Origin of the sequence: Paracoccus yeei ATCC BAA-599 (assembly GCF_000622145.1) — a bacterium.
Taxonomy (GTDB): Bacteria; Pseudomonadota; Alphaproteobacteria; order Rhodobacterales; family Rhodobacteraceae; genus Paracoccus; species Paracoccus yeei.
Window position 1 is genome coordinate 336,916 of record NZ_KK211402.1, and the last position, 21,728, is coordinate 358,643.

The 21,728-nt window shown below is 66.7% G+C and carries 23 protein-coding genes; 21 read left to right on the plus strand and 2 right to left on the minus strand.

The window, feature by feature from the left end; genetic code table 11:
• Positions 1–89: 89 nt before the first annotated feature.
• Positions 90–710, plus strand: a complete 621-nt coding sequence (locus BU28_RS0119370) for a hypothetical protein (protein ID WP_028720884.1) — start codon at positions 90–92, stop codon at positions 708–710.
• 32 nt (positions 711–742) lie between these two features.
• On the opposite strand, the gene BU28_RS0119375 is transcribed toward BU28_RS0119370, so the two are convergent.
• Both BU28_RS0119375 and BU28_RS0119380 read right to left on the minus strand, forming a co-directional pair.
• Positions 743–1,318: a DUF3489 domain-containing protein gene (locus BU28_RS0119375; RefSeq protein ID WP_028720885.1), complete on the minus strand. Its 576-nt coding sequence runs from the start codon at positions 1,316–1,318 to the stop codon at positions 743–745.
• A 95-nt stretch (positions 1,319–1,413) separates the two neighbouring features.
• On the minus strand, positions 1,414–1,641 hold the full coding sequence (locus BU28_RS0119380) for a hypothetical protein (protein ID WP_028720886.1): 228 nt from the start codon (positions 1,639–1,641) through the stop codon (positions 1,414–1,416).
• 117 nt (positions 1,642–1,758) lie between these two features.
• On the opposite strand from BU28_RS0119380, the gene BU28_RS0119385 reads away from it, so the two are divergent.
• The 20 genes from BU28_RS0119385 (at position 1,759) to BU28_RS0119475 (ending at position 21,725) form a co-directional block, all read left to right on the plus strand.
• A complete protein-coding gene (locus BU28_RS0119385; protein WP_028720887.1) occupies positions 1,759–2,295 on the plus strand; it encodes a hypothetical protein in 537 nt (178 codons plus the stop codon).
• Positions 2,243–4,294: a phage terminase large subunit family protein gene (locus tag BU28_RS0119390; protein WP_051578326.1), complete on the plus strand. Its 2,052-nt coding sequence runs from the start codon at positions 2,243–2,245 to the stop codon at positions 4,292–4,294. The genes BU28_RS0119385 and BU28_RS0119390 overlap by 53 nt, the downstream gene beginning before the upstream one ends.
• Positions 4,294–4,506, plus strand: coding sequence for a phage head-tail joining protein (locus tag BU28_RS0119395; RefSeq protein WP_028720889.1), 213 nt, complete (start codon positions 4,294–4,296; stop codon positions 4,504–4,506). The genes BU28_RS0119390 and BU28_RS0119395 overlap by 1 nt, the downstream gene beginning before the upstream one ends.
• A gap of 2 nt (positions 4,507–4,508) precedes the next feature.
• Positions 4,509–6,020, plus strand: coding sequence for a phage portal protein (locus BU28_RS0119400; protein ID WP_028720890.1), 1,512 nt, complete (start codon positions 4,509–4,511; stop codon positions 6,018–6,020).
• Positions 6,020–7,330, plus strand: coding sequence for a S49 family peptidase (locus tag BU28_RS0119405; RefSeq protein ID WP_036763609.1), 1,311 nt, complete (start codon positions 6,020–6,022; stop codon positions 7,328–7,330). Before BU28_RS0119400 ends, BU28_RS0119405 begins: the two co-directional genes overlap by 1 nt.
• A 53-nt stretch (positions 7,331–7,383) precedes the next feature.
• Positions 7,384–7,764: a head decoration protein gene (locus BU28_RS0119410; RefSeq protein WP_028720892.1), complete on the plus strand. Its 381-nt coding sequence runs from the start codon at positions 7,384–7,386 to the stop codon at positions 7,762–7,764.
• Between the two features lie 26 nt (positions 7,765–7,790).
• A complete protein-coding gene (locus BU28_RS0119415) occupies positions 7,791–8,816 on the plus strand; it encodes a major capsid protein (protein ID WP_028720893.1) in 1,026 nt (341 codons plus the stop codon).
• A gap of 6 nt (positions 8,817–8,822) precedes the next feature.
• Positions 8,823–9,137: a head-tail joining protein gene (locus tag BU28_RS0119420; protein ID WP_028720894.1), complete on the plus strand. Its 315-nt coding sequence runs from the start codon at positions 8,823–8,825 to the stop codon at positions 9,135–9,137.
• A complete protein-coding gene (locus BU28_RS0119425) occupies positions 9,134–9,775 on the plus strand; it encodes a DUF6441 family protein (RefSeq protein WP_028720895.1) in 642 nt (213 codons plus the stop codon). Before BU28_RS0119420 ends, BU28_RS0119425 begins: the two co-directional genes overlap by 4 nt.
• A gap of 80 nt (positions 9,776–9,855) precedes the next feature.
• Entirely contained in the window at positions 9,856–10,278 is a 423-nt protein-coding gene (locus tag BU28_RS23910; RefSeq protein ID WP_051578327.1) for a hypothetical protein, read from the plus strand.
• Positions 10,265–11,167, plus strand: a complete 903-nt coding sequence (locus BU28_RS25765; protein ID WP_143809746.1) for an aKG-HExxH-type peptide beta-hydroxylase — start codon at positions 10,265–10,267, stop codon at positions 11,165–11,167. Before BU28_RS23910 ends, BU28_RS25765 begins: the two co-directional genes overlap by 14 nt.
• Positions 11,168–11,266: 99 nt before the next feature.
• On the plus strand, positions 11,267–11,689 hold the full coding sequence (locus tag BU28_RS0119435) for a hypothetical protein (protein ID WP_028720896.1): 423 nt from the start codon (positions 11,267–11,269) through the stop codon (positions 11,687–11,689).
• A gap of 23 nt (positions 11,690–11,712) precedes the next feature.
• On the plus strand, positions 11,713–12,651 hold the full coding sequence (locus BU28_RS0119440; RefSeq protein WP_028720897.1) for a phage tail tube protein: 939 nt from the start codon (positions 11,713–11,715) through the stop codon (positions 12,649–12,651).
• A gap of 2 nt (positions 12,652–12,653) precedes the next feature.
• The gene (locus tag BU28_RS0119445) at positions 12,654–13,091 is read left to right on the plus strand and encodes a hypothetical protein (protein ID WP_028720898.1); all 438 of its coding nucleotides are present in this window, start codon (positions 12,654–12,656) and stop codon (positions 13,089–13,091) included.
• Between the two features lie 8 nt (positions 13,092–13,099).
• The gene (locus tag BU28_RS0119450; RefSeq protein ID WP_036763613.1) at positions 13,100–13,321 is read left to right on the plus strand and encodes a DUF7697 family protein; all 222 of its coding nucleotides are present in this window, start codon (positions 13,100–13,102) and stop codon (positions 13,319–13,321) included.
• A complete protein-coding gene (locus BU28_RS0119455) occupies positions 13,314–15,776 on the plus strand; it encodes a phage tail tape measure C-terminal domain-containing protein (protein WP_028720900.1) in 2,463 nt (820 codons plus the stop codon). Before BU28_RS0119450 ends, BU28_RS0119455 begins: the two co-directional genes overlap by 8 nt.
• Complete coding sequence (locus tag BU28_RS0119460; protein WP_028720901.1) at positions 15,776–16,402, plus strand: DUF2460 domain-containing protein; 627 nt, start codon at positions 15,776–15,778, stop codon at positions 16,400–16,402. Before BU28_RS0119455 ends, BU28_RS0119460 begins: the two co-directional genes overlap by 1 nt.
• On the plus strand, positions 16,399–17,283 hold the full coding sequence (locus BU28_RS0119465; protein ID WP_028720902.1) for a DUF2163 domain-containing protein: 885 nt from the start codon (positions 16,399–16,401) through the stop codon (positions 17,281–17,283). The genes BU28_RS0119460 and BU28_RS0119465 overlap by 4 nt, the downstream gene beginning before the upstream one ends.
• Entirely contained in the window at positions 17,280–17,714 is a 435-nt protein-coding gene (locus tag BU28_RS0119470) for an NlpC/P60 family protein (RefSeq protein WP_028720903.1), read from the plus strand. The genes BU28_RS0119465 and BU28_RS0119470 overlap by 4 nt, the downstream gene beginning before the upstream one ends.
• 9 nt (positions 17,715–17,723) lie before the next feature.
• On the plus strand, positions 17,724–21,725 hold the full coding sequence (locus BU28_RS0119475; RefSeq protein WP_028720904.1) for a baseplate multidomain protein megatron: 4,002 nt from the start codon (positions 17,724–17,726) through the stop codon (positions 21,723–21,725).
• Positions 21,726–21,728 lie beyond the last annotated feature (3 nt).

Genomic DNA, 21,728 nt, shown 5'->3' on the forward strand with positions numbered 1-21,728 from the left:
GCCATTTTGGCAAGCCGTTGGAGGCTTGGATCAACCTCAGACCAAGTCTATTCTCCCTGTCGTCAGCTTCCAGATGAGATGGTGGACCCTTGGGAATCGAACATTGGGATGAAACCAGACAGCGCTGGATCCTTTATCGCAGTGAGGCCGAACATAGTGCGGATTGCAGGGTCTATCCCTATGAGGCCGTTCCCGGGCGGATTTTTCTCGACACGAATGTTGTGAACCTGCTCGTGAATTACCCAGACCAGATTTTCGAGCAGCAGCCGCTACCGAGTATCGAGGACGCGTTACTTGCAGAGGACCTCGAAGCGCTTATGCACATCTTCTACGTTGGCAGGCGGGCAAACTGGGCGATCATGGCATCCCGAAAGACGCTTGATGAGGTTGACAATACGCCCGATCCCGAACACCGCCAGCGGCTGCGAGACTTCGCTGTAGAGTTGATTTCGCCTGAAGACGAAGCGAACGCTTACGCTTCCGTGGTCGGGCGGCGCATGATCGATGCTCCTTTCACCCGCCGACTGCCGGACAAGGCGGATCGGGAACTGATTGGAAATGCAGTCGGCCTCGAATGTGACGTCTTCTGCACAAGAGATCGGCGGACAATTATCAAGAAGCGCGACCAGTTGAGGCTATTGCCGATCAGGGTTCTCACTCCTTTGGAGTGGTGGCGGCATGTTCGTCCTTGGGCTGGCCTATGCACATAGGCGGGCCCTACTGAAACCCATTTGGCTTCCGCCTAAGAAATCGCCTCTTTGACGAGGCGATATACGGTTCCCCTGCCCTTGTCTTTCTCGGCGCTGATGGGCAGGCCCAGCCTCTTCTTCAAGGCGCCCGAGATCGAGCCGCGGACGGTATGGGCCAGCCATCCGGTGGCCTCGACCATCTCGGCGACCGTCGCGCCCTCGGGGCGCTGGAGCATGGCGATGATCTGCGCCTGCTTGGTGCCAGCGCGGATGGCGACGGGCGTCGCGTTGTCGGTGTCGTCGGGCGTGCGCTCTGCCTCTTGCTTCGGCCTCGCCTTCCGCGCGCTGGCGACAGCGGTGGCCACCAGCGGTTCGATCCCGATGGCTTCCAGCCCGGCCTCGGTCGCGATCAGCGTGGTGCCGTGGCCGTCGCCGGTCTCGCGCCACATCGGCTCGCCGCGCCGCAGGTTTGCCTCGACCTCCTCGAGCCAGCCGCGGGCGATCATCTTGCCGACAACCATCTTGGCTGCGGCGCCGACCAGCCCCCCGGGCAGCGGTAGGGCGAGGTTGCCGGGCCGGGTCGCGGCGCGGGACAGGATCAGGGATTGGGTGTCGGACGGGGTGGTCATCGAGGCCTCCGGGCGCTGTGGCGCGCGGCGTGCGCGCCTTCTACGGAGGCAAGCCCCATCACCAGACGGGGCGGCCGTCGTGCCACGTGGGCGCGTCAGGCGGCGTGTTCGCCTTCCTTGAAGACGCTATCGCTGATCTGGCGCAGCAGGTCCGCATAATGCTTCAGCGTGCCGACATGCCCCCAGTTGATCTCGTCGGGGTGGGTCTCGAAATGGTCATCGCTGAGGGCCTTCAGGCGCTCCAGCATGGTGTCGATCTCGGCCTTGGCGGCGATGAAGGCGTCGAGGGCTTTGGAATTGTCGGCGGCGCGACGGGTGGTCATGGCGGTGGCATCCTTCGGTGAGTTGCATCGTTCCCTAGGGATCAGACTCGCTCTGTCGCGTCCTCTAATCAACTGAATACCAAGCAATATCATTGGGTTGATCGGACTATCTGCGCCATGAAGGGCATGAGCGAACGCGAGTATGCGGCGCATTCCGGCCTCTCCCGCGGCGGGGTGCAGAAGGCGCGCAAGAACGGGCGGCTGGTGGTCCATGACGATGGCTCGATCAACGCCGCGGCCTCGGATGTGCGCCGGGCCGAGATGACCGACCCCGACCAGCAGCGCCGGTCGCTGGGCGGCGAAACCCTCGCCAGCGGCCCCGGCGACACGACATCTTACATCAAGGCCCGCACGGCGCTGACGGTCTACGCGGCGCAGGAACGTCAGCTGGCGGTTCAGAAGAAGAAGGGCGCGCTTGTCGACCGCGCACGGGCGGAGACCCTCGTCTTCCGCCTGGCGCGGCAGGAACGGGATGTCTGGGTGACCTGGCCCGGACGGGTGGCCGCGTTGATGGCGGCGCAGATCATGGCGGAGGTGGAACGGCAATCCGGGGCATCGGTGACGATCGAGACCGCGATCATGCAGAGGGTGCTGGAAGCCCATGTCCGCGAACAGCTCGACGCCCTCGCCGACCTCCGGGTCTCGCTTGCATGATGAGGATGAAAACAACGACCCGACGGCCGACTTCGACCTCGGTTTCGACGGCGCCGAGGACCTGCTACGGGTCTGGCGGCAGGGGCTGCGCCCCGATCCGAACCTGACGGTGTCGGAATGGGCGGATCAGCATCGCTGGCTGTCGTCGCGGGGCGCGGCCGAGCCTGGGCGGTATCGCACCGCCCGCGCCCCCTACCTGCGCGAGATCATGGATGCGCTCTCGCCCGGTCATCCGGCGCAGCGCATCACCTTCATGAAGGCTGCGCAGGTGGGCGCGACCGAGGCGGGGAACAACTGGATCGGCTTCGTCATCCACCATGCGCCGGGGCCGATGCTGGCGGTGCTGCCGAGCCTGGAACTGGCCAAGCGGACGTCACGCGGTCGTTTGGACCCGCTGATCTCGGACAGTCCGGCGCTCCGCGAGCGGGTGAACCCGGCGCGGTCGCGGGACGCGGGCAACTCGATGCTGTCGAAGGAATTCCCAGGCGGCATCCTTGTACTGACCGGGGCCAACAGCGCCACCGGCCTGCGGTCGATGCCCGCGCGATATGTGTTCCTCGACGAGGTCGATGCCTACCCGGCCTCGGCCGACGAGGAAGGCGATCCGGTCACGCTGGCCGAAGCGCGGACCACCACCTTCTCGCACCGACGCAAGGTCTTCATGGTCTCGACCCCCACGATCCGGGGTCTGAGCCGGATCGAGCGGGAATTCGAGGCATCGGACCAGCGGCGCTACTTCGTGCCATGCCCGCATTGCGGGACGATGCAATGGCTGCAGTTCGACCGGCTGCGCTGGGCGAAGGGGAAGCCGGAGACCGCCGCCTATCACTGCGAGGGTTGCGAGCGTCCCATTGCAGAGCACCACAAGACCGAGATGCTGGCCCGCGGCGAATGGCGGGCGACAGCAGTTTCCAAGGATCCGAAGGCCATCGGCTTCCACCTCTCGGCGCTCTATTCGCCGCTTGGGTGGAAAAGCTGGTCCGACGTCGGGCGGGAATGGCTGGCGGCGCAAGGGTCGGACGAGACGCTGCGCGCCGCGCGCAACACGCTTCTGGGGGAAACGTGGGTCGAAAGCGGCGACGCGCCGGAATGGCAGCGGCTGGCGGATCGCCGCGAGGCGTGGAAGCCGGGCACGGTGCCGATGGCGGGGCTGTTCCTGACCGCGGGTGCCGACGTCCAGAGGGACCGCATCGAGGTCGATATCTGGGCCTGGGGCCGCGGGCTCGAATCCTGGCTTGTCGATCACATAGTCATCCCGGGCGGACCTGACGATCCGGCCGCATGGGACAAGCTGACCGCCTTGCTCGGGCGCAGCTGGCAGCATGCCAACGGCGCCTTCATGACCGTGGCGCGGCTGGGCATCGACACCGGGTACGAAGCCGCAGCTGTCTATGCCTGGTCGCGCAAGGTTGGGTTCGAACAAGTGGCGCCGCTAAAGGGGCTTGAGGGCTTCAACCGCGCCGCACCGGTGTCGGGTCCGACCTATGTCGACGCAACCATCGGCGGCAAACGGCTGCGCCGCGGTGCACGGCTTTGGTCGGTGGCCACGGCGACGTTCAAGGCCGAGACCTACAGGTTCCTGCGGATCGAACGGCCCTCGGACGAGGATCGCGCCACCGGAGTGCTCGACGCGCCCGGTACGATCCACCTTCCGGGCTGGGCTGACACCGAATGGCTGAAGCAGCTGGTGGCCGAGCAGCTGGTCACGATCCGCAACAAGCGCGGCTATGCCCACCAGGAATGGCAGAAGATGCGCGAGCGGAACGAGGCGCTGGACTGCCGGGTCTATGCCCGCGCCGCGGCGTGGATCCTCGGCGCTGACCGCTGGGACGAAGCCACCTGGCGGCGACTCGAGGCGCAGGCGGGCGTCGAAACGCGCATGCCCTCGGCCACCGCGACCGACATCGCTACACAGGACCCGGCCCAGCCCAAGGCCGGAACCCTGACCACGCCACGTCGGAAACGGCGGGCCTACACCCCGAACTTCATGAGGGACTGATGGACCTGGAACGCATGCAGGCCCTGCTGACCGCGCTGCAGGAAGCCCGCTTCGCCGGGCTGCGCAGCGTCAGCTACGACGGCAAGACGGTGACCTATGGCTCGGATGCCGAACTGGCGGCGGCCGTTCGCGATCTCGAGGCACGGGTTGCAGCGGCTTCGGCCACGCCACGCCGCCGCCGCTGGGGCACGGTCGCCACGAAGGGTCTGTGACCATGGTCTTCGACGCCTTCCGCGCCCGCCTCGGGTCCATCATCGGCGGGTTTGACGCCGCGCAGTCCCACCGCCGCATGCGCGGGTTCCGGGCCACCCGGGCGCATGTGAACACGCTGATCGCGACCTCGGGCGAGACGATCACCGCACGTGCGCGCTGGCTGGTCAGGAACAACGGCTACGCGGCCAACGCGGTCGACGCCTTCGCGAACCATGTCGTCGGCGACGGCATCAAGCCCTCATCGAAGATCGCGGATGCAACGAAGAAGGAGGAATTGCAGAGGCTCTGGCTCGCCTGGACCGACGAGGCGGATGCCGAGGGGCTGACGGACTTCTTCGGGCTGCAGCGCCGGGCGGCACGCGAGGTGTTTCTGGCGGGTGAGGTGTTCCTGCGCATCCGGACGCGGCGCCCCGAGGACGGACTGACCGTGCCGATGCAGTTGCAGATGCTGCCCTCGGAAATGCTGCCCCAGGACATGACCCGCGGTCTGCCCGGCGCGGGATCAATCCGGCAGGGCATCGAGTTCGACGGGATCGGGCGGCGCGTGGCCTATCACTTCCTGCGCCGCCATCCAGGCGACATGACCGATCCGGGGCTGGCCGGGGAAACCGTGCGGGTTCCGGCTTCCGAGGTCATCCACATCCTCGACCCCGTCGAGGCGGGCCAGCTGCGGGGCGTGTCGCGCTTTGCAGCGGCCGTGGTGAAACTCTTCACCCTCGATCTTTACGACGATGCGGAGCTGGAGCGGAAGAAGACCGCGGCGATGTTCGCGATGTTCATCACCTCCCCCGCCCCAGAAACCGCGCTCGATCCGGCGGAGGACGATCTCGAGGTCGAACCCGGCCAGGTGGTACGGCTTGACCCCGGCGAGGATGTCACCACGCCCTCGACGCCGGATTCCGGCAGCACCTATGAGCCGTTCCAGTACCGGACACTGCTGCAGATCGGCGCGGCGCTGGGCGTGCCTTATGGCTATCTGACGGGCGACACCGCGAAGGGGAACTTCTCGAACACCCGGATCGCGCTGGTGGACTTCCGGCGCCGCATCTCCGCCTTCCAGCATTCCGTGATGGTCTACCAGCTCTGCCGCGCCGTCTGGACGCGCTGGATGGACATGGCGGTGCTGGCGGGTGCCATCGACCTGCCGGGCTATGCCACCGACCGGCGCGCATACCTCGCCTGCGACTGGCTTCCGACCAAGTGGGACTGGATCGACCCGGCCAAGGATGCAGCGGCGGAGATCCTGCAGATCGAAGCAGGCCTGAAATCCCGCACGCAGGCCATCGCCGAACGCGGCTATGACGCCGAACAGGTCGACCGCGAGATCGCCGCCGAACGCAAGCGCGAGGCGGAACTGGGGCTCGACTTCCGGCGGCCAGGATCGCCCGCGCAGGCGGTCGATGGCGGCGCTGGGTCAGGTGATGCCGAGGACCGGCAGCAAGATCAGCAGGACGGCAACAACAAGGAAGACGATGGCGAGGGCCGAGAACCCCGGCCCGCGGAGGACGCATGATGCATCACACCCAGATCGCCCAGCGCGTCTTCAACACGCCCCTGATGGTCGATCCCGCCAAGGCGCTGGCCTTCCTGACCGGGCTCGGCCCGCGGATCACCGGCAGGGAAATCACGGTCGAGGGAATGCCCGTGAATCCCGCAGATCAGGCCACCGCCGCACTCCCTGCCCGCGCCTCTCTCTTCAGCGACGACTTGACCAGCCGCCAGGCGCGGAACGGAAGCCAGCCCTTCACTGTGGTGGACGGGATCGCAGTCATCGAGATCGCGGGCACGCTGGTGCATCGCGGGGCTTGGATCGGGCAGTCGTCGGGGCTGACCTCCTACGAGGGGATCGCGGCGCAGTTGCAGGCAGCGCTGGTCGATCCTGCGATCCGCGGCATCGCCCTCGATATCGACAGCTTCGGTGGCGAGGTCGCAGGGGCCTTCGACCTAGCCGACCGACTCCGAGCCGCCCGGACGCAGAAGCCAGTCCATGCCTTCGTCGCCGATCATGCCCTCTCGGCCGCCTATGCGCTGGCCTCCCAGGCCGACCGGATCATCCTGCCCCGCACCGGCGCTGTCGGCAGCATCGGTGTCGTGGCCATGCACAGCGACATGAGCGGGGCGCTGGACCAGAAGGGCATCGCCGTCACGCTGATCCATGCAGGCGCGCGCAAGGTCGATGCGAACCCGTATCAGCCGCTGCCCGAGGCCGTCCGCACGCGGATCGCGGGCGAACTTGAAGACCTGCGCCAGCTCTTCGCCGAAACCGTCGCCGAAGGGCGCGGCCGTCGCCTCGACACCCTTCAGGCGCTCGGCACCGAGGCCGCCGTCTTCCGTGGCGAGGCGGCCGTCTTCGCCGGTCTTGCCGACGAGGTGGCCGATCCCGTCACTGCCTTCCGCGCTTTCGCCGCCGCACCCCGCGGAACAACCCCACCCAAAGGAAAGGGCCCGATGATGACCACTGCCCCCGAAGACCATGCGCAGCCTGCAACTGCGCCCGCCGCCAGCACCCCGCCGGAACCGGCCCCGCCCGCGGCAGTCGCGCCGCCGCAAACCACAGCGGCCGCGATGTCGCCCGAAGCCATCCGCGCCGAGGCGGCCGAGGTCGCACAGGTCTGCGCGCAGGCGGCTCGCCTTGGCATCCAGATCGATGCCGCAGACGCAGTCACCAAGGGTGTGAAACCCGAAGCGCTGCGCGCGAAGGTGCTGGCCGATCTTGCCGCGCGCAGTGATGCCGCGGCCATCATCGCCACGGCCCCGGCGGCTGGCGCGAAGGAAAGCCCCATCGTCGCGGCCGCGAAGAAATCGGCCGCTGCCTCGCGCTGACAATTCTGCCCGCGCTGGGCGCCCCCATCCCCCAACATCCTGGAGACTGAACCATGCCCGTCCTGACGGAACCGCCCAGCATGGGCGATGTCCTCAAATATGAGGTCAACCCGAACTACACCCGCGAGGTGGTGACGCTGCTCGCGGGCATGCCCTATCCCGTCGGCTCGGTGCTCGGGAAAATCACGGCCAGCGGCAAGTTTACCCTGTCGCCCGCGACCGGAGCCGACGGCTCGCAGGTCGCCACGGCCGTCCTGCTCTATGCCGTTGACGCGACGCTGGCCGATGCCATCGGCATCGTGCTGGTCCGCGGCCCCGCCATCGTCTCGCGCGCCGCCCTCGCCTACGGCGCCACCGTCGATGACGGCACCAAGATCGCCGCCAAGATCACCCAGCTGGCCGCCGTCGGCATCATCGCCCGTGACGGCGTCTGATCCCCCTTATCCCCCGGAGCATCCCCATGACCCTCGTCCGCAATCCCTTCGACGCTGGCGGCTATTCGCTGGCCGAGATGACGCAGGCCATCAACATCCTGCCCAACCTCTACACCCGCCTCGCCCAGATCGGCCTCTTCCGCTTCGAAGGGGTCAGCCAGCGCTCGGTCATCATCGAGCAGTACGAAGGCGTCCTGAGCCTTCTGCCCTCCGTCCCCCTCGGCGGCCCAGCCACAGTCGGCACCCGCGAAGGCCGGTCCATGCGGTCCTTCGCCCTGCCGTGGATCCCGCATGACGATGTGGTCCTGCCCGCCGACATCCAGGGGCAACCCGCGCTGGGCGGCGCCTTCGATGCGGCCGATCCCCTCGTCGAGGTGATGAACCGCAAACTTCTGCTGATGCGGCGCAAGCATGCCCAGACGCGAGAATACATGGAGATGAACGCGCTCCGCGGCATCGTGAAGGACGGCGCCGGAACCACCCTCTACAACTACTTCACCGAATTCGGCCTCGCGCAGATCTCCGTCGACTTCGTGCTGGGCACGGCTGGCACCAACGTGCAGGACAAGGTCCGCGAGGTTCTGCGCGCCATCGAGGACAACCTTCTGGGCGAGGCCATGACCTCGGTCCATGCCTTGGTCAGCCGGGAGTTCTTCGACAAGCTGATCGCGCATCCGAAGACGGAAGAGGCCTACAAGTTCTACGCCTCGACTGGCGCTCAGCCGCTGCGCGAGGATGTCCGCCGCAACTTCCCCTTCGGCGGCATCCTGTTCGAGGAATACTCGGGCACCGTCACGCTCTCGACCAAGGCGACCGAACGGCTGGTCCCGGCGAACGAGGGCATCGCCTTCCCGCTCGGCACCATGGACACCTTCACCACCTATGGCGGCCCGGCGAACCTGTTGGAGACCGCCAACACTATCGGCCTGCCCCTCTACGCCCGCCAGCATCTCGACGAGAAGGGCCGTTGGATCGACGTGATGACCGAGGCCTCGATCCTGCCGGTGAACAAGCGGCCCCGGCTGGCCGTCCGGATCCACAGCTCGAACTGATCTGTCATGTCCGTCTTCGCCGCCGCCATGGACCGCATCTTCACCCATGCCTCCATGGCGGCCCCGGCCCTTTGGATCTCGGCCACCACGTCGGAGGAACGCCCGATCCGCATCATCCGCCGCGCACCCGACCACGTCACCGACTTCGGCGCGGGGCGGTTCGTCAGCGACTCGACCGTGGTGGACGTCCGCGTGGCCGACCTGCCCGCCCCGCGCCCAGGCGACGTGATCGTCATTGGCGCGGGCAGCCATATCATCCAAGGGGAACCGCTGCGCGACCGGGAACGGCTGATCTGGACGCTGGACCTGAGGCCAGCATGAAGCTGAAACTCGAGATCAACCCCAACCTCGCCACCCTGATGCAGGCGGAAATCGCTGCCGGTGAAAAGGCCGTTGCCACCGCCATGCGCGAGGCGGGCGCGGGCCTGAAATCCGCGTGGCGCGGCCAGATCACCGGCGCGGGGCTCGGTACCCGGCTCGGCAACTCGATCCGGCTGGCCACCTATCCCAAGGGCGGCGAAAGCCTGAACGCCGCGGCGCTGGTCTGGTCCAACGCCCCGGTGATCGTCGGCGCGCATGATACAGGACCGCTGATACGGTCGCGCAACGGGTTCTGGCTGGCCATCCCGACCCCGGCCGCAGGCAAGTCCACCCGCGGCGGCCGGATCACCCCCGGCGAATGGGAACGCCGCACGGGGCTGCGGCTGCGCTTCATCTACCGGCGCCGGGGTCCGAGCCTGCTGGTGGCCGAGGGGCGACTGAACAGCAAGGGACGCGCCGTGGCCTCCCGCGCGAAAACTGGTCGTGGGCTGACCACGGTGCCAATCTTCCTTCTCGTGCCGCAGGTCAAGCTGCGCAAGCGGCTCGATCTGGCGCGCGATGCCGAGCAGGCCATCGACGGCGTGCCGGGGCGGATCGTGGCAGGGTGGGACGATCTATACACTGAAATGTTGAGATGACGGCAAAGGAGAGTTTGACTCAGACAACGTTCAATGATGCACTCTTGGACAAGAGAGCAACGTGACAGAAGGGGGTGCACATGGACGAGATTGTTCGGCGAGCCGCGAACCTGACGCAGCGATTGGACCATATGGTTCCAGATCCAGAGATGCCTCTTGCGTTTAATCGGAAAGCTGCGGCTGACTTGGCTGCGATATCTGAGAAACTATACGAACTGCTGCCAGACCCTTCACTCTCGCCTCTTGAGCGTATCGAAAGACTAGCTCGCGTTGTTGAGGGGCGGTCACCTGACCTCGAACAACTCCAACCCGCTCACAAGAAGCTCGAGAAGATCAATGAGCGCCTTACTCAGTTGATGCCAGATGATTCCAACCCTATGGAGAAGATTGATCAGCTGTATCAGATTATTGTGAGCATGGCTCCCGTTGAATTACGATCTGGCTCTACAATTCAGATGCTTGAGGCCATGGGAGACCCGAGAGGAAAGATTGAACCTGAATAAACTGGTAGAACCAAACAAGTTATCACAAAGTCTTAGCAATTTGGCTGCTTCATTAGGGGCCAGTACCAAAGCTGTTGACTTTGTTGCTGCAGGTGCCCCCTTCGCTTGCTACCAAACCCTCAAGGGAACATGCCCAAGCGACCATGAGTTTCCTCAAGGCTATTTCTCTGGGCGCATGGGTAATGCTCGGCGAACAGTCGCAGGGATCGAATGCGCCACGGATGGGCTGGATGAAGCTTGTTTCATGTCACTCCCTCTCGGTGGACATAAAGCCGTCCGTTCAACCGGAATTTTTTCCTGGGTGGATGAAGCATTAGCAGATCTACAGCGGTACAATCCGGAAGCTCTCTCGCACATCGTGAACTGGTGCAGGCTATTTGTTTGGGTTTCCAGAGTGGCTTCGGAAATAAACGAAGTGACTTCTGTTGCCATTCCCTCGATCCCTTACTGTATATTTATCTCGAAGAAGGCAATTAGACATATCCCTCCGAAGACTGTGATCCAGCATGTTGGACTTTACGCTCTTCAGGAGAACATTTTTCATGAGTGCTGCCATCAAGAGTTGACAAGCTATTTGACACTAAACAGCCTTTTGGTGCAGGAGCGGAGTGCCGTGAATGAGCAGGTTTTCATACCTTGGCGAAGCACTCACTGGCCAATCGACAGAGCGATTCATGCAGCGTTTGTTTACTCTAGATTAAGCTGGTTTCGCGGCATTGCACTTACTAGCAACAGACTACATCCACGAGAATCTTCCGCGCTGATTGACGCACAGTGTGATGGGAGAGTGGCACTCGAATATTTGACCAAACAGATCACTGAACGCGTGGGCGTCCTTTCTGATGAAGGCCGAGCAATACTCCGGGAATTGAACGAAGTCGCGCTCTAAATTTCTTACCCTTGATGAGCTTCGTGGTAGGCGAATAGGTTTTTGCCTCAATGGGGATTCTATTAATAAACGCAGTCGGCACCTTTAAGAAGTTTCCTCATGCCCACCACCCGCGAACTCGTCCTCGCCGCGTTGCACGCGCGGCTGCAGCCTCTTGCCGCCCTCACCCTGCGTGACGAGGTGCTGCCCGAACGGATCCCGGCGGCCGGGCTGATCATCCTGCGCGACGGCCAGCCGGGCGAGCCGGAAGTGACGCTGTCACCGCTGCGCTGTCACTACCAGCACCGGGCCGAGCTGGAGATCGTCGTTCAGGCTGGCACCGGCCGGGCCAGCGCCTTCGACGACCTGATAGCTGCCATCGGCGCGGCGCTTGAAGCCGACCGGACGCTTGGCGGCCTCTGTGACTGGGTCGAACCCGAGGCCCCGGCATCGGTCGACCTGCCCATCGAGGGTGCCGCGGCCTTGAAGGCGGCGGTCATCACCATCGTCCTGCACTACACCACGACCGGCCCTCTGGCCTGACACCCCCCACATAGGAGACCCCCATGGCACGCGCTCACGGCGCGCGGGCGCAGATGGCGCTTGCGTTCGAGACGGTTTACGGCACCCCGCCCGCCAGCGGCTATCGGCTGATGCCCTTTGCCCGCACCACACTGGGCGCGGAACAGCCGCTGCTGAATTCCGAGCTGCTGGGCTACGGCCGAGATCCCTTGGCCCCCATCAAAGACGCCGTCACCGCCGATGGCGAAGTGGTGGTGCCGATCGATGTGGAGGCCTTCGGCTTCTGGCTGAAGGCGGCCTTAGGCGCCCCGACCACGACCGGGACCACGCCCAAGACCCACACGTTCCAGTCCGGGAACTGGACCCTGCCCTCCATGGCCATCGAGGTGGCGATGCCGGAGGTGCCGCGGTTTGCGATGTATGCTGGTTGCGTGGTGGACCAGTTGTCCTGGCAGATGAACCGCTCGGGCCTGCTGACTGCGACTGCACGGCTGATCGCCCAAGGCGAGGCCATCGCGGCCACCACGGCCGCGGGGACGCCCACCGCTCTGGGCTTGCAGCGCTTCGGCCACTTCAACGGGGTGGTGAAGCGCAATGGCACCACCTTGGGCAATGTCGTCTCGGCCGAGATCACCTATGCCAACGGCCTCGACCGGATCGAGACCATCCGCAACGACGGCAAGATCGAAGGCGCCGATCCCGGCATGGCGGCCCTGACCGGCCGGATCGAGGTGCGCTTCGCGGACTCGGCGCTGGTGACACAAGCCATCGACGGCACACCCTGCGAGTTGGAGTTCGCCTACAGCCTCGGCGCGAACGCCAGCTACACCTTCACCGCCCATGCCGTCTACCTGCCCGTCCCGCGGATCGAGATCCCCGGACCCCAGGGCATCCAGGCCACCTTCGACTGGCAGGCCGCCAAGGCCACCAGCCCCGCCCGCATGTGCACCGCCGTCCTCGTCAACACTGTCACGGGATACTGACCATGATCCGCCTGAACCTGTCGAACCGCCCTGAATGGCTGGACCTCCTGCCCGGACTGCGCGTGCTGGTGGCCCCACTGACCACCGCGCTCATGGTCTCCGCTCGCGCGGACCCGATGATCGACGGCCTGTCGGACAGTTCCAGCCAGGAGGACATGGCGCTGGCCATGGCCAAGGCCGTCGCGCGCCAGGCGGTGCTGGAATGGGACGGCGTTGGTGACGAGGCAGGCAACCTCGTGCCCGTCAGCCCGGCGGGGATCGACGCTCTCTTGGAAATCTGGCCGGTGTTCGAAGCCTTCCAGGCGCAATACGTCGCCCGCGGCCTCATGCTGGATCAGGAAAAAAACGCCTCCGGGCCCTCGCCGACTGGTCCTTCGGCGGGGGCGACGACTATTGCGCGGCCTGCGCGGGCCCCTGCCCCGACTGCCCCGCAAGACTGAACAGGCCGATGACGGTCGAGGGCTGGCAGGTCTGGGACCTGACCCAGCGCCTCGGCGGCCAGCTGCGCCTCGCGCCGGGGGCCGTCATCGGATGGGACATGGGTGCCGCGCTCTCATTGGCGCAGGCGCTGGGCATTGCGCCCCTGATCGCCGCCGAACTGCTGCCCGAGATCGAGGCGGTGATGGTGCGCAAACTGAACGAGCAGATGGAAGGACGCCGGAATGGCTGAAAAGAAGGTCTCCGTCCGCCTCGTGGCGGAGGGCGGGCGGCGCGTGCGCGCGGAACTGGAAGGGGTGGGCGAGGCCGGTGCCCGTGGTTTCGGCCGTCTGTCGCGCGAGATGGAACTGGCGAACACCCGGTTGGCGAGTTTCGCACGCCGTGCCGGTCTCGCCCTTGGGGCTGCCGCTGCCGCCGCCACGGCCTCGCTCGGCCTGATCGTCCGATCCACCGCCGAGAGCGCCGCGCAGATCCGGCAGTTCGCGCAGGTCGCCAATGCAACGCCCGAGGCACTGCAGCGCTGGTCGGCGGGGGCGCGGACGGTTGGCATCGAGCAAGAGAAGCTGGCCGATATCCTGAAGGACGTGAACGACCGGGTGGGGGATTTCCTGCAGACCGGCGGCGGGCCGATGGCGGATTTCTTCGAGAACGTGGCCCCGCGCGTGGGCGTCACGGCCGACCAGTTCGCCCGCCTTTCCGGCCCCGAGGCGCTTCAGCTTTATGTCGACACGCTGGAACGGGCCGGGCTCAGCCAGCAGGAGATGACCTTCTATCTGGAGGCCATGGCCTCGGACGCGACGCGATTGATCCCCCTCCTGCGGAACGGCGGCGCCGAGATGGCCCGGCTTGGGGATCAGGCCTCCGATCTCGGCGCGGTGCTGGACAATGATGCGCTGGAAGCCCTGCGCCGCACCCAACTCGCTCTGGGCACCGTATCCCTCGTGTTCGATGGCCTCCGGAACCGCATCGCCGTGGCCGTCGCCCCGACCATCGAGGCACTGGCCAATGCCTTCGTCGCCCTCGCGTCAGATGGTGGCATCCTGCGGTCGGCCATCGACACGCTTATCGGTAACCTCGGCCGTCTCGCCACGTATGCCGCGACCTTCGCCGCCGTCATGGCCGGGCGCTGGGTCGCGGGAATGGCGGCCGCAGCCTTGTCCGTGCGCGGGCTTGCCACCGCGCTGGTGTTACTGCGCGGCGCTCTGATCCGCACCGGCATCGGCGCGCTGATCGTCGGGGCGGGCGAGCTGGTCTATCAATTCTCGCAGCTCGTCGCCCGGGTCGGCGGGGTGGGCGAGACCTTCCGCTTGCTTGGCGATCTGGCCCGCGAAGTCTGGTCGCGCATCGGCCTGTCGCTCGACGCGGCCCTCGCTCGGATGACAGCTGGATGGGAGGGGCTGAAGGCGGCCGGTCTTTCGGCCTTGGAAGGCACCATCGCGGGTGTCGTCAGCTTCGGCGACCGGACGGCGGCGATCTTCCAGGGGGCCTATGACGCGGCGGTGGCGATCTGGGGCAGCCTGCCGGGGGCCATCGGAGACTTCGCGTTTCAGGCCGCGAACGGGCTGATCTCCGGCGTCGAGGCGATGTTGAACGGTGTCGTCACCCGTATCAACAGCTTCATCGAGACCCTGAACGCGGCGCTGGCCTTGCTGCCAGAGTGGGCCACGGGCGAAGGTGGCGTGCGGATCGGCATCCTCGATCCGGTGGAACTGGGGCGTATCGGCAATCCCTTTGAAGGGGCCGCGACCGCAGCCGGGGCCGCAGCCGCGGATGCCTTCTCGGCCGCGCTGTCGCGGACCTATCTGGAACCACCCGATCTCGGGCTCGGGGCCATGGCTGACGATGCCCGCGCCCGGGCCGACGGCTATCGCGAGGCGGCCGGGATGCTCGCCGATGCCGCCGGTCGGCCGCTCGCCAGCTGGCAGGCTTTGAAGAATGCGGTGACCGGCACGGGGGTCGACGCCGAGACTGCGCTGGCGGGTGCCGCTGCTGCGGCCGGGGCCCTGGGCGAAGACCTGGACGATACCGGCGGAGCGGCAGGTCGCGCCGGTGCGGCGGGGCGACAGGCAGGGGCCGACACTGCCGACGGAGCCGAGCAGGCTCTGACCGGCTGGCAAGCCGTCACCGCCGCACTTGCCGACTACGCCGCCAAAGCGCGCGACATCGGCGGGGATATCGGGAGCGCGCTGGTCGGCGCGTTCCAGAGCGCCGAGAACGCCATCGGCGACTTTGTGAAAACCGGAAAGCTCGACTTTCGCGATCTGGTCACATCGATGATCGCCGATCTTGCGAAGCTCGCGGCCCGCCGCTTCATCCTCGGCCCGATTGCGAACGCTCTCTCCGGAGCGCTGGGCGGCGCGGGCGGGATCTTCGCCAACATCCTGCATGCGGGCGGGATGGTCGGTGCCCCTGGTCCCGGACGCATGGTCCCGGCGCTGGCCTTTGCGGGTGCCCCGCGCATGCACAACGGGGGCTGGGCCGGGCTGCGACCGGACGAGGTGCCCGCAATCCTGCAACGCGGGGAGCGGGTTCTCTCCCGGCGCGAGGCGGCCGGTCACGGCCAGGCGAGCGCTTCCACAGTCAACGTCACGATCAACGCCCGCGACGCCGAGAGCTTCCGCCAGTCCCGGACACAGGTCGCCAGCGACATCGCCCGCGCCGTGTCGCTTGGGCGGAGGGGGATGTGATGGCTTTCCACGAGGTCCGCTTTCCGGACAACATCAGCCGCGGCGCACGCGGTGGCCCCGAGCGGCGCACCCAGATCGTCGAGCTGGCAAGCGGGGCCGAGGAACGCAACGCCAGCTGGGCCAACAGCCGCCGCCGCTATGACGTGGCCTACGGCATCCGCCGCGCTGACGATCTGGCAGCAGTCGTCGCCTTCTTCGAGGCCCGCAACGGCCGCCTCCACGGCTTCCGGTTCAAGGACTGGGCCGATTTCAAGTCCTGCCTGCCATCGCAGTCGCCGGGGCCGACCAACCAGCCCATCGGCACCGGCAACGGGTCAGCCACCCTGTTCCAGCTGACCAAACGCTACAGCTCCGGCGCGCAGTCCTGGACGCGGGCCATCACCAAACCCGTCGCCGGGACGGTGACCATCGCCCTGAACGGCACGCCGCAGGCCTCCGGCTGGTCTGTCTCTTCCGTCAACGGCCTTGTCACTTTCACCGCGGCTCCCGCCGCAGGCGTCGCGATCACCGCGGGCTTCGAATTCGACGTCCCTGTCCGCTTCGACACCGACGCCCTCGACGTCACCCTCGATCTCGAACGCCTCGGGTCGATCACCTCGATCCCTCTCGTGGAAATCCGCACATGAAAGCCCTGAACCCCGCGCTGCAGGCCCTTCTCGACGAGGGCGCCACCACCCTGTCCTGGTGCTGGCGGATCACCCGAGCGGACGGCGTGACCTTTGGCTTCACCGACCACGACAGGGCCCTGTCGTTCGACGGGACCGAGTTCGAACCGGAAAGCGGGCTGACGGCGTCAGAGGTGCGCTCGGGCTCCGACCTCTCGGTCGATGCGCAGGACGCGCAAGGCGTGCTGTCCTCCGACCGGATCACCGAGACCGACATCCTCGACGGCCGATGGGACGCCGCAGTTGTCGAGGTCTGGCGGGTGAACTGGGCAAACCCTTCGCAGCGCGTGCTGCTGCGCCGCGGTGCCATCGGCCAGATCCGTCGCGGGCGCCTCGCCTTCGTGGCAGAGGTGCGGTCGCTGGCCCATGTCCTTGGCCAGACCGTGGGGCGAACGTTCCAGGCGAGTTGCGACGCCGCGCTGGGCGACGCACGCTGCGGCGTGAACCTCGAGGCACCAGCCTTAAAGGGCAGCGGCGCGGTGATCGATGTCCTGCGCGACCGGGCGTTCACCGCCTCCGGCCTTGGCACCTTTGCGGCGAGCTGGTTCACCTTCGGACTGGTCGAATGGTCGACCGGGGCGAATGCCGGGCGGCGCGTCGAGGTGCTGTCGCACGACCTCGTCGACGGGGTGGCGATCCTGACCCTGCTGGAAGCCCCGGTGCGCCCGATCACGGCGATAGACAGTTTCATCGTCCAGGCAGGCTGCGACAAGCGGATCGCTACCTGCGGGACGAAGTTCGCCAATGTCGCGAACTTCCGGGGCTTCCCACACATCCCCGGTCAGGACGCGGTTCTTCGATACGCCACCAAGGACGGCGGCCACGAGGGGGCTGTGCTGTGACGGCCGCCGATCCATTGCTTGTCATCGCCGTCGCCCGGTCCTGGCTCGGCACGCCCTATCACGACCAGGCCAGCCTGCGCGGGGTCGGCTGCGATTGCCTCGGCCTGGCACGGGGCGTCTGGCGCGAGGTCATCGGGCCGGAGCCGTTCCCGATCCCGCCCTACAGCCGGGATTGGGGCGAGACCGGCCCTCGCGAGGTGCTGGCGGACGGCGCGCGGGCGATGATGCCGGAAATCGTACCAGCATATGCGCCGCCCGGTGCTCTGATCCTGTTCCGGATGATGCCCCGCGCCATCGCCAAGCATGTGGGCATCCTGACCGGACCTGACATCTTCCTTCACGCCTATGAACGCCTCGGCGTGATCGAGGAACCGCTGACACCTGCATGGCGACGCCGCATCGCGTTCGCCTTCCTGTTCCCTGCGCGCTGAGAGTTTCCCATGGCCACGCTTGTCCTCGGCGCCGTCGGTTCCGCCATCGGCGGGGCCTTTGGCGGCGCGATCCTCGGCTTTTCTGGCGCTGCCATCGGTGGCTTCATCGGCTCGACCATCGGGTCGGTGGTCGACAGCTGGATCGTGTCCTCACTGGCCCCCGCGCAGAAGATCGAGGGCCAGCGTCTTGACAGTCTTCGGATCACCTCGGCCACCGAAGGGGCCATCATCCCGTGCCTCTACGGCCGCATGCGCATCGGCGGCAACATCATCTGGGCCACGGATTTTCGTGAGGAGACGAAGACCACGACACAGGGAGGCGGCAAGGGCGGAGGGGGCGGCGGGAGGGTCCAGACGACCGAATACCTCTACTATGCGTCCTTCGCGGTCGCCCTGTGCGAGGGGCCGATCACCGGCATCGGCCGAATCTGGGCCGACGGCAAACCGCTCGACATGACCGGCATCACCTGGCGCTGGTATCGAGGCGACGAGACCCAGACGGCTGACCCGTTCATTGCGGCGAAGATGGGGGCGGCCAACACCCCCGCCTATCGCGGCACGGCTTATGTCGTCTTCGAGGAACTGCCGCTCTCGACTTACGGCAATCGCCTGCCGCAGCTCAGCTTCGAGGTATTCCGGCCGCTCGCGGATCCCGACACCGCCGAGGGGCTGGTCAAGGCCGTGACGATGATCCCCGCCTCGGGCGAGTTCACCTATGCGACCGAAGCTGTCCGCAAGACGATCGGCGCCACGACCACGGTCTTCGGCCAGACCACCGGCGGCACCACCTCGGCCGAGAACCTGAACGCGCTCCCGGATGAGGCTGACATCGTCGTGGCCCTCGACCGTCTGCAGGCCATGGCCCCGGCCGTCGAGAGCGTAAGCCTCGTCGTCGCCTGGTTCGGCAATGATCTGCGCGCGGGCAACTGTACGATCAAGCCCGGCGTCGAAGTGGCGGCCAAGGTCACCAGCCCGAAGGTTTGGTCCGTGAATGGCGTAGCGCGGGCGAATGCCCACCTCGTCAGCCGCGATGCCGAGGACCGTCCGGTCTATGGCGGCACGCCAGCCGACTTCGCGGTGGTGCAGGCGATCCGAGAGATGAAGGCGCGCGGGTTGCGGGTGACGTTCTATCCGTTCCTGCTGATGGACGTGCCGCCCGGCAACACGCTGCCGAACCCCTACAGCGCGAATGCCGCGACGCCGGGCCAGCCGAGTTTCCCGTGGCGTGGCCGGATCACCTGTTCCCCGGCGGCAGGATTTGCGGGGACCGCCGACAAGACCGCCGCCGCTGCCACGCAGGTCTCGGCCTTCTTCGGCGCGGCGTCCCCGGCGCAGTTCGCGGTGTCGGGCGACACCGTCAGCTGGACCGGCCCCTCCGGCGACTGGGGGCTGCGCCGCATGATCCTGCACTATGCCCATCTCTGCGCAGTGGCTGGCGGTGTCGATGCCTTCCTGATCGGGACCGAGATGCGCGGCCTGACGACGATCCGGTCCAGCGCCAGCGCCTATCCCGCCGTGACGGCCTTCAAGGCGCTGGCGGCCGAGGTGAAGGCGATCCTCGGGCCGGGCACCAAGGTGGGCTATGCGTCCGATTGGTCGGAGTATTTCGGCCACCAGCCCGGCGATGGCACCGGGGACGTGTTCTTCCATCTCGACCCGCTCTGGTCGGATGCGAACATCGATTTCATCGGCATCGACAACTACATGCCGCTGTCAGACTGGCGCGACGGTTTCGACCATGCCGATGCGCTGGAGGGTTGGCCCGCGAACCATGATCGCGGCTACCTGCAGGCCAACATTGCAGGCGGCGAAGGCTTCGACTGGTTCTATGCCAGCGACGCCGACCGGTCGACCCAGATCCGGACGCCGATCACGGATGGCGCTGCAGGCAAACCGTGGGTGTTCCGTTACAAGGATCTGCGCGCCTGGTGGTCGAACCCGCATTTCAACCGGCCGGGTGGGGTGGAGAGCGGCACGCCCACGGCATGGGTGCCGCAGTCGAAGCCCGTGTGGTTCACCGAGCTTGGCTGCCCCGCCGTCGACCGGGGGACGAACCAGCCGAACGTCTTCTTCGACCCGAAGTCGTCTGAGAGCTTCACGCCCTATTTCTCGCGCAGCTGGCGCGACGATGCCATCCAGCGCGCCTATCTCGAGGCGAGCTACCTCTGGTGGGGTCAGGGCGCGAACAACCCGATCTCGACTGTTTACGGCGGCCGGATGGTGCATGTCCCCGAATGCGCCGCCTGGACCTGGGATGCGCGGCCCTATCCGTTCTTTCCCGAGCTGACCGGGATCTGGACGGACGGTCCGAACTGGCGGCTTGGGCACTGGCTGACCGGGCGGCTGGGCGCGGTGTCGCTGGCGGCCCTTGTGCGCCACCTCTGCCTGCGCGCTGGGCTCGACGAGGCATTGATCGACGTCTCCGGCCTCTGGGGCGCGGTCGAGGGCTATGTCATCGGCGCGCTGGAAAGCCCTCGGTCATCGATTTCCACCTTGGCCCGCCACTTCGGCTTCGACGCCATCGAGACGGAGGGCGTGATCCGCTTTGTCATGCGCGGTCGGGCCTCGGTCGCCACGCTGGCCACCGACGATCTTGTCGCCGTTCGCGAGGGCGAGGCCTTCGAGCTGACCCGCGGCCAGGAGACCGAACTGCCCCAAGCCCTCAAGTGGCAGGTCGCAAGGGCGGATGAGGACTATGACGCTGCGCTGGTCGAGGCACGGCGCATCACTGTCGACACGACGCGCATTGCTTCGGAAAGTTTCCCGATGGCGATCCCGCCCGAGGAGGCCGAACGCCGCTGCCGTCGCGCGCTGATGGAAGCCTGGATCGGCCGCGAGAGCGCGACCTTCCGCCTGCCGCCATCGCGCCTCGCCCTCGATCCGGCCGACGTGATCCGGCTCGCCCATGACGGCCGCGAGGTCGAGTTCCGCCTCGTCTCGGTCGCCGATGCCGAAGCGCGCGGTATCGAGGCGGTGCGTCAGGACCGCGCCGCCTACGATCTGCCACCTGGGGATCCCCGCCCGGCCTCACTTGCAAGCCCCGTTGTCTTCGGCACGCCGGAAGTGGTCATGCTGGACCTGCCGCAGATCACTGAGGACCAGCCAGCCCATCGACCCCTGATCGCCGCCCATGCCAGCCCTTGGCCGGGCGAGATCGCGGTCTTCCGCAGCGCCTCGACGGATGGGTTCAATCTGCTGACCACATTCGGTAGCCGGGCGCGGATCGGCACGCTGGCCTTCGACTTCTTTCCCGGCCCGACCTCGCGCTTCGATCTGGGCAACCAACTGGTCGTCGATCTCCTGTCCGGAACGCTGGAAAGCGTGACGGACGTCGTACTGTTCGGTGGGGCGAATGCGCTGGCGGTCGAGGCCGCCGCTGGCCAATGGGAGATCGTCCAGGCTGGTCAGGCTGAACTGATCGCGCCAAGCAGGTACCGCCTGATCCGTCTGCTGCGTGGCCAGCGCGGAACGGAACATGCGATGGGCAACCCGGCCCCGGCCGGGACACGGGTGGTCGTGCTAGATGCGACGCTGGCCTCGCTGCCCATCGCCGAGTCCGATCTCGGACAGCCGTGGAACTGGCGGGTGGGCCCGGCCGCGCGTTCTGTAACGGATGACAGCTACGCCGCGCTGGGCTTCACCCCGACCGGGCGCGGCCTCGTGCCTTTCGCGCCAGTCCATGTCGAACAGCCATGGCGGATCGCACGCAGCCCGGGCGATCTAACCATCCGCTGGACGCGCCGGTCCCGTGCGCTGGTGGCCGATGCCTGGGAGCAGGTCGAGGTGCCGCTGGCCGAAGATGTCGAGGGTTATGACGTCCAGATCCTCGATGGTGCTTCGGTCAAGCGCACGCTGACCAGCACCACGACCTCCGTCCTCTATACCGCCGCCCAGCAGACTGCCGATTGGGGTGCGCCGCTCGGGCCCGGCCAAACGCTTGTGATCCGCATCTACCAGCTCTCGAACCGCCTTGGCCGCGGCACGCCCGCGTCTGTGACGCTGCAATTCTGATCC

Bases quoted from the DNA above. Each gene is read 5' to 3' on its own strand.
- BU28_RS0119425 (WP_028720895.1), top strand. From the start codon at position 9,134: ATGAAGCTGAAACTCGAGATCAACCCCAACCTCGCCACCCTGATGCAG.
- BU28_RS0119455 (WP_028720900.1), top strand. From the start codon at position 13,314: ATGGCTGAAAAGAAGGTCTCCGTCCGCCTCGTGGCGGAGGGCGGGCGG.
- BU28_RS0119385 (WP_028720887.1), top strand. From the start codon at position 1,759: ATGAAGGGCATGAGCGAACGCGAGTATGCGGCGCATTCCGGCCTCTCC.
- BU28_RS0119435 (WP_028720896.1), top strand. From the start codon at position 11,267: ATGCCCACCACCCGCGAACTCGTCCTCGCCGCGTTGCACGCGCGGCTG.
- BU28_RS0119460 (WP_028720901.1), top strand. From the start codon at position 15,776: ATGGCTTTCCACGAGGTCCGCTTTCCGGACAACATCAGCCGCGGCGCA.
- BU28_RS0119410 (WP_028720892.1), top strand. From the start codon at position 7,384: ATGCCCGTCCTGACGGAACCGCCCAGCATGGGCGATGTCCTCAAATAT.
- BU28_RS0119380 (WP_028720886.1), bottom strand. From the start codon at position 1,641: ATGACCACCCGTCGCGCCGCCGACAATTCCAAAGCCCTCGACGCCTTC.
- BU28_RS0119415 (WP_028720893.1), top strand. From the start codon at position 7,791: ATGACCCTCGTCCGCAATCCCTTCGACGCTGGCGGCTATTCGCTGGCC.
- BU28_RS0119465 (WP_028720902.1), top strand. From the start codon at position 16,399: ATGAAAGCCCTGAACCCCGCGCTGCAGGCCCTTCTCGACGAGGGCGCC.
- BU28_RS23910 (WP_051578327.1), top strand. From the start codon at position 9,856: ATGGACGAGATTGTTCGGCGAGCCGCGAACCTGACGCAGCGATTGGAC.
- BU28_RS0119400 (WP_028720890.1), top strand. From the start codon at position 4,509: ATGGTCTTCGACGCCTTCCGCGCCCGCCTCGGGTCCATCATCGGCGGG.
- BU28_RS0119405 (WP_036763609.1), top strand. From the start codon at position 6,020: ATGCATCACACCCAGATCGCCCAGCGCGTCTTCAACACGCCCCTGATG.
- BU28_RS0119390 (WP_051578326.1), top strand. From the start codon at position 2,243: ATGTCCGCGAACAGCTCGACGCCCTCGCCGACCTCCGGGTCTCGCTTG.
- BU28_RS0119440 (WP_028720897.1), top strand. From the start codon at position 11,713: ATGGCACGCGCTCACGGCGCGCGGGCGCAGATGGCGCTTGCGTTCGAG.
- BU28_RS0119450 (WP_036763613.1), top strand. From the start codon at position 13,100: ATGACGGTCGAGGGCTGGCAGGTCTGGGACCTGACCCAGCGCCTCGGC.
- BU28_RS0119395 (WP_028720889.1), top strand. From the start codon at position 4,294: ATGGACCTGGAACGCATGCAGGCCCTGCTGACCGCGCTGCAGGAAGCC.
- BU28_RS0119375 (WP_028720885.1), bottom strand. From the start codon at position 1,318: ATGACCACCCCGTCCGACACCCAATCCCTGATCCTGTCCCGCGCCGCG.
- BU28_RS0119445 (WP_028720898.1), top strand. From the start codon at position 12,654: ATGATCCGCCTGAACCTGTCGAACCGCCCTGAATGGCTGGACCTCCTG.
- BU28_RS0119420 (WP_028720894.1), top strand. From the start codon at position 8,823: ATGTCCGTCTTCGCCGCCGCCATGGACCGCATCTTCACCCATGCCTCC.
- BU28_RS0119475 (WP_028720904.1), top strand. From the start codon at position 17,724: ATGGCCACGCTTGTCCTCGGCGCCGTCGGTTCCGCCATCGGCGGGGCC.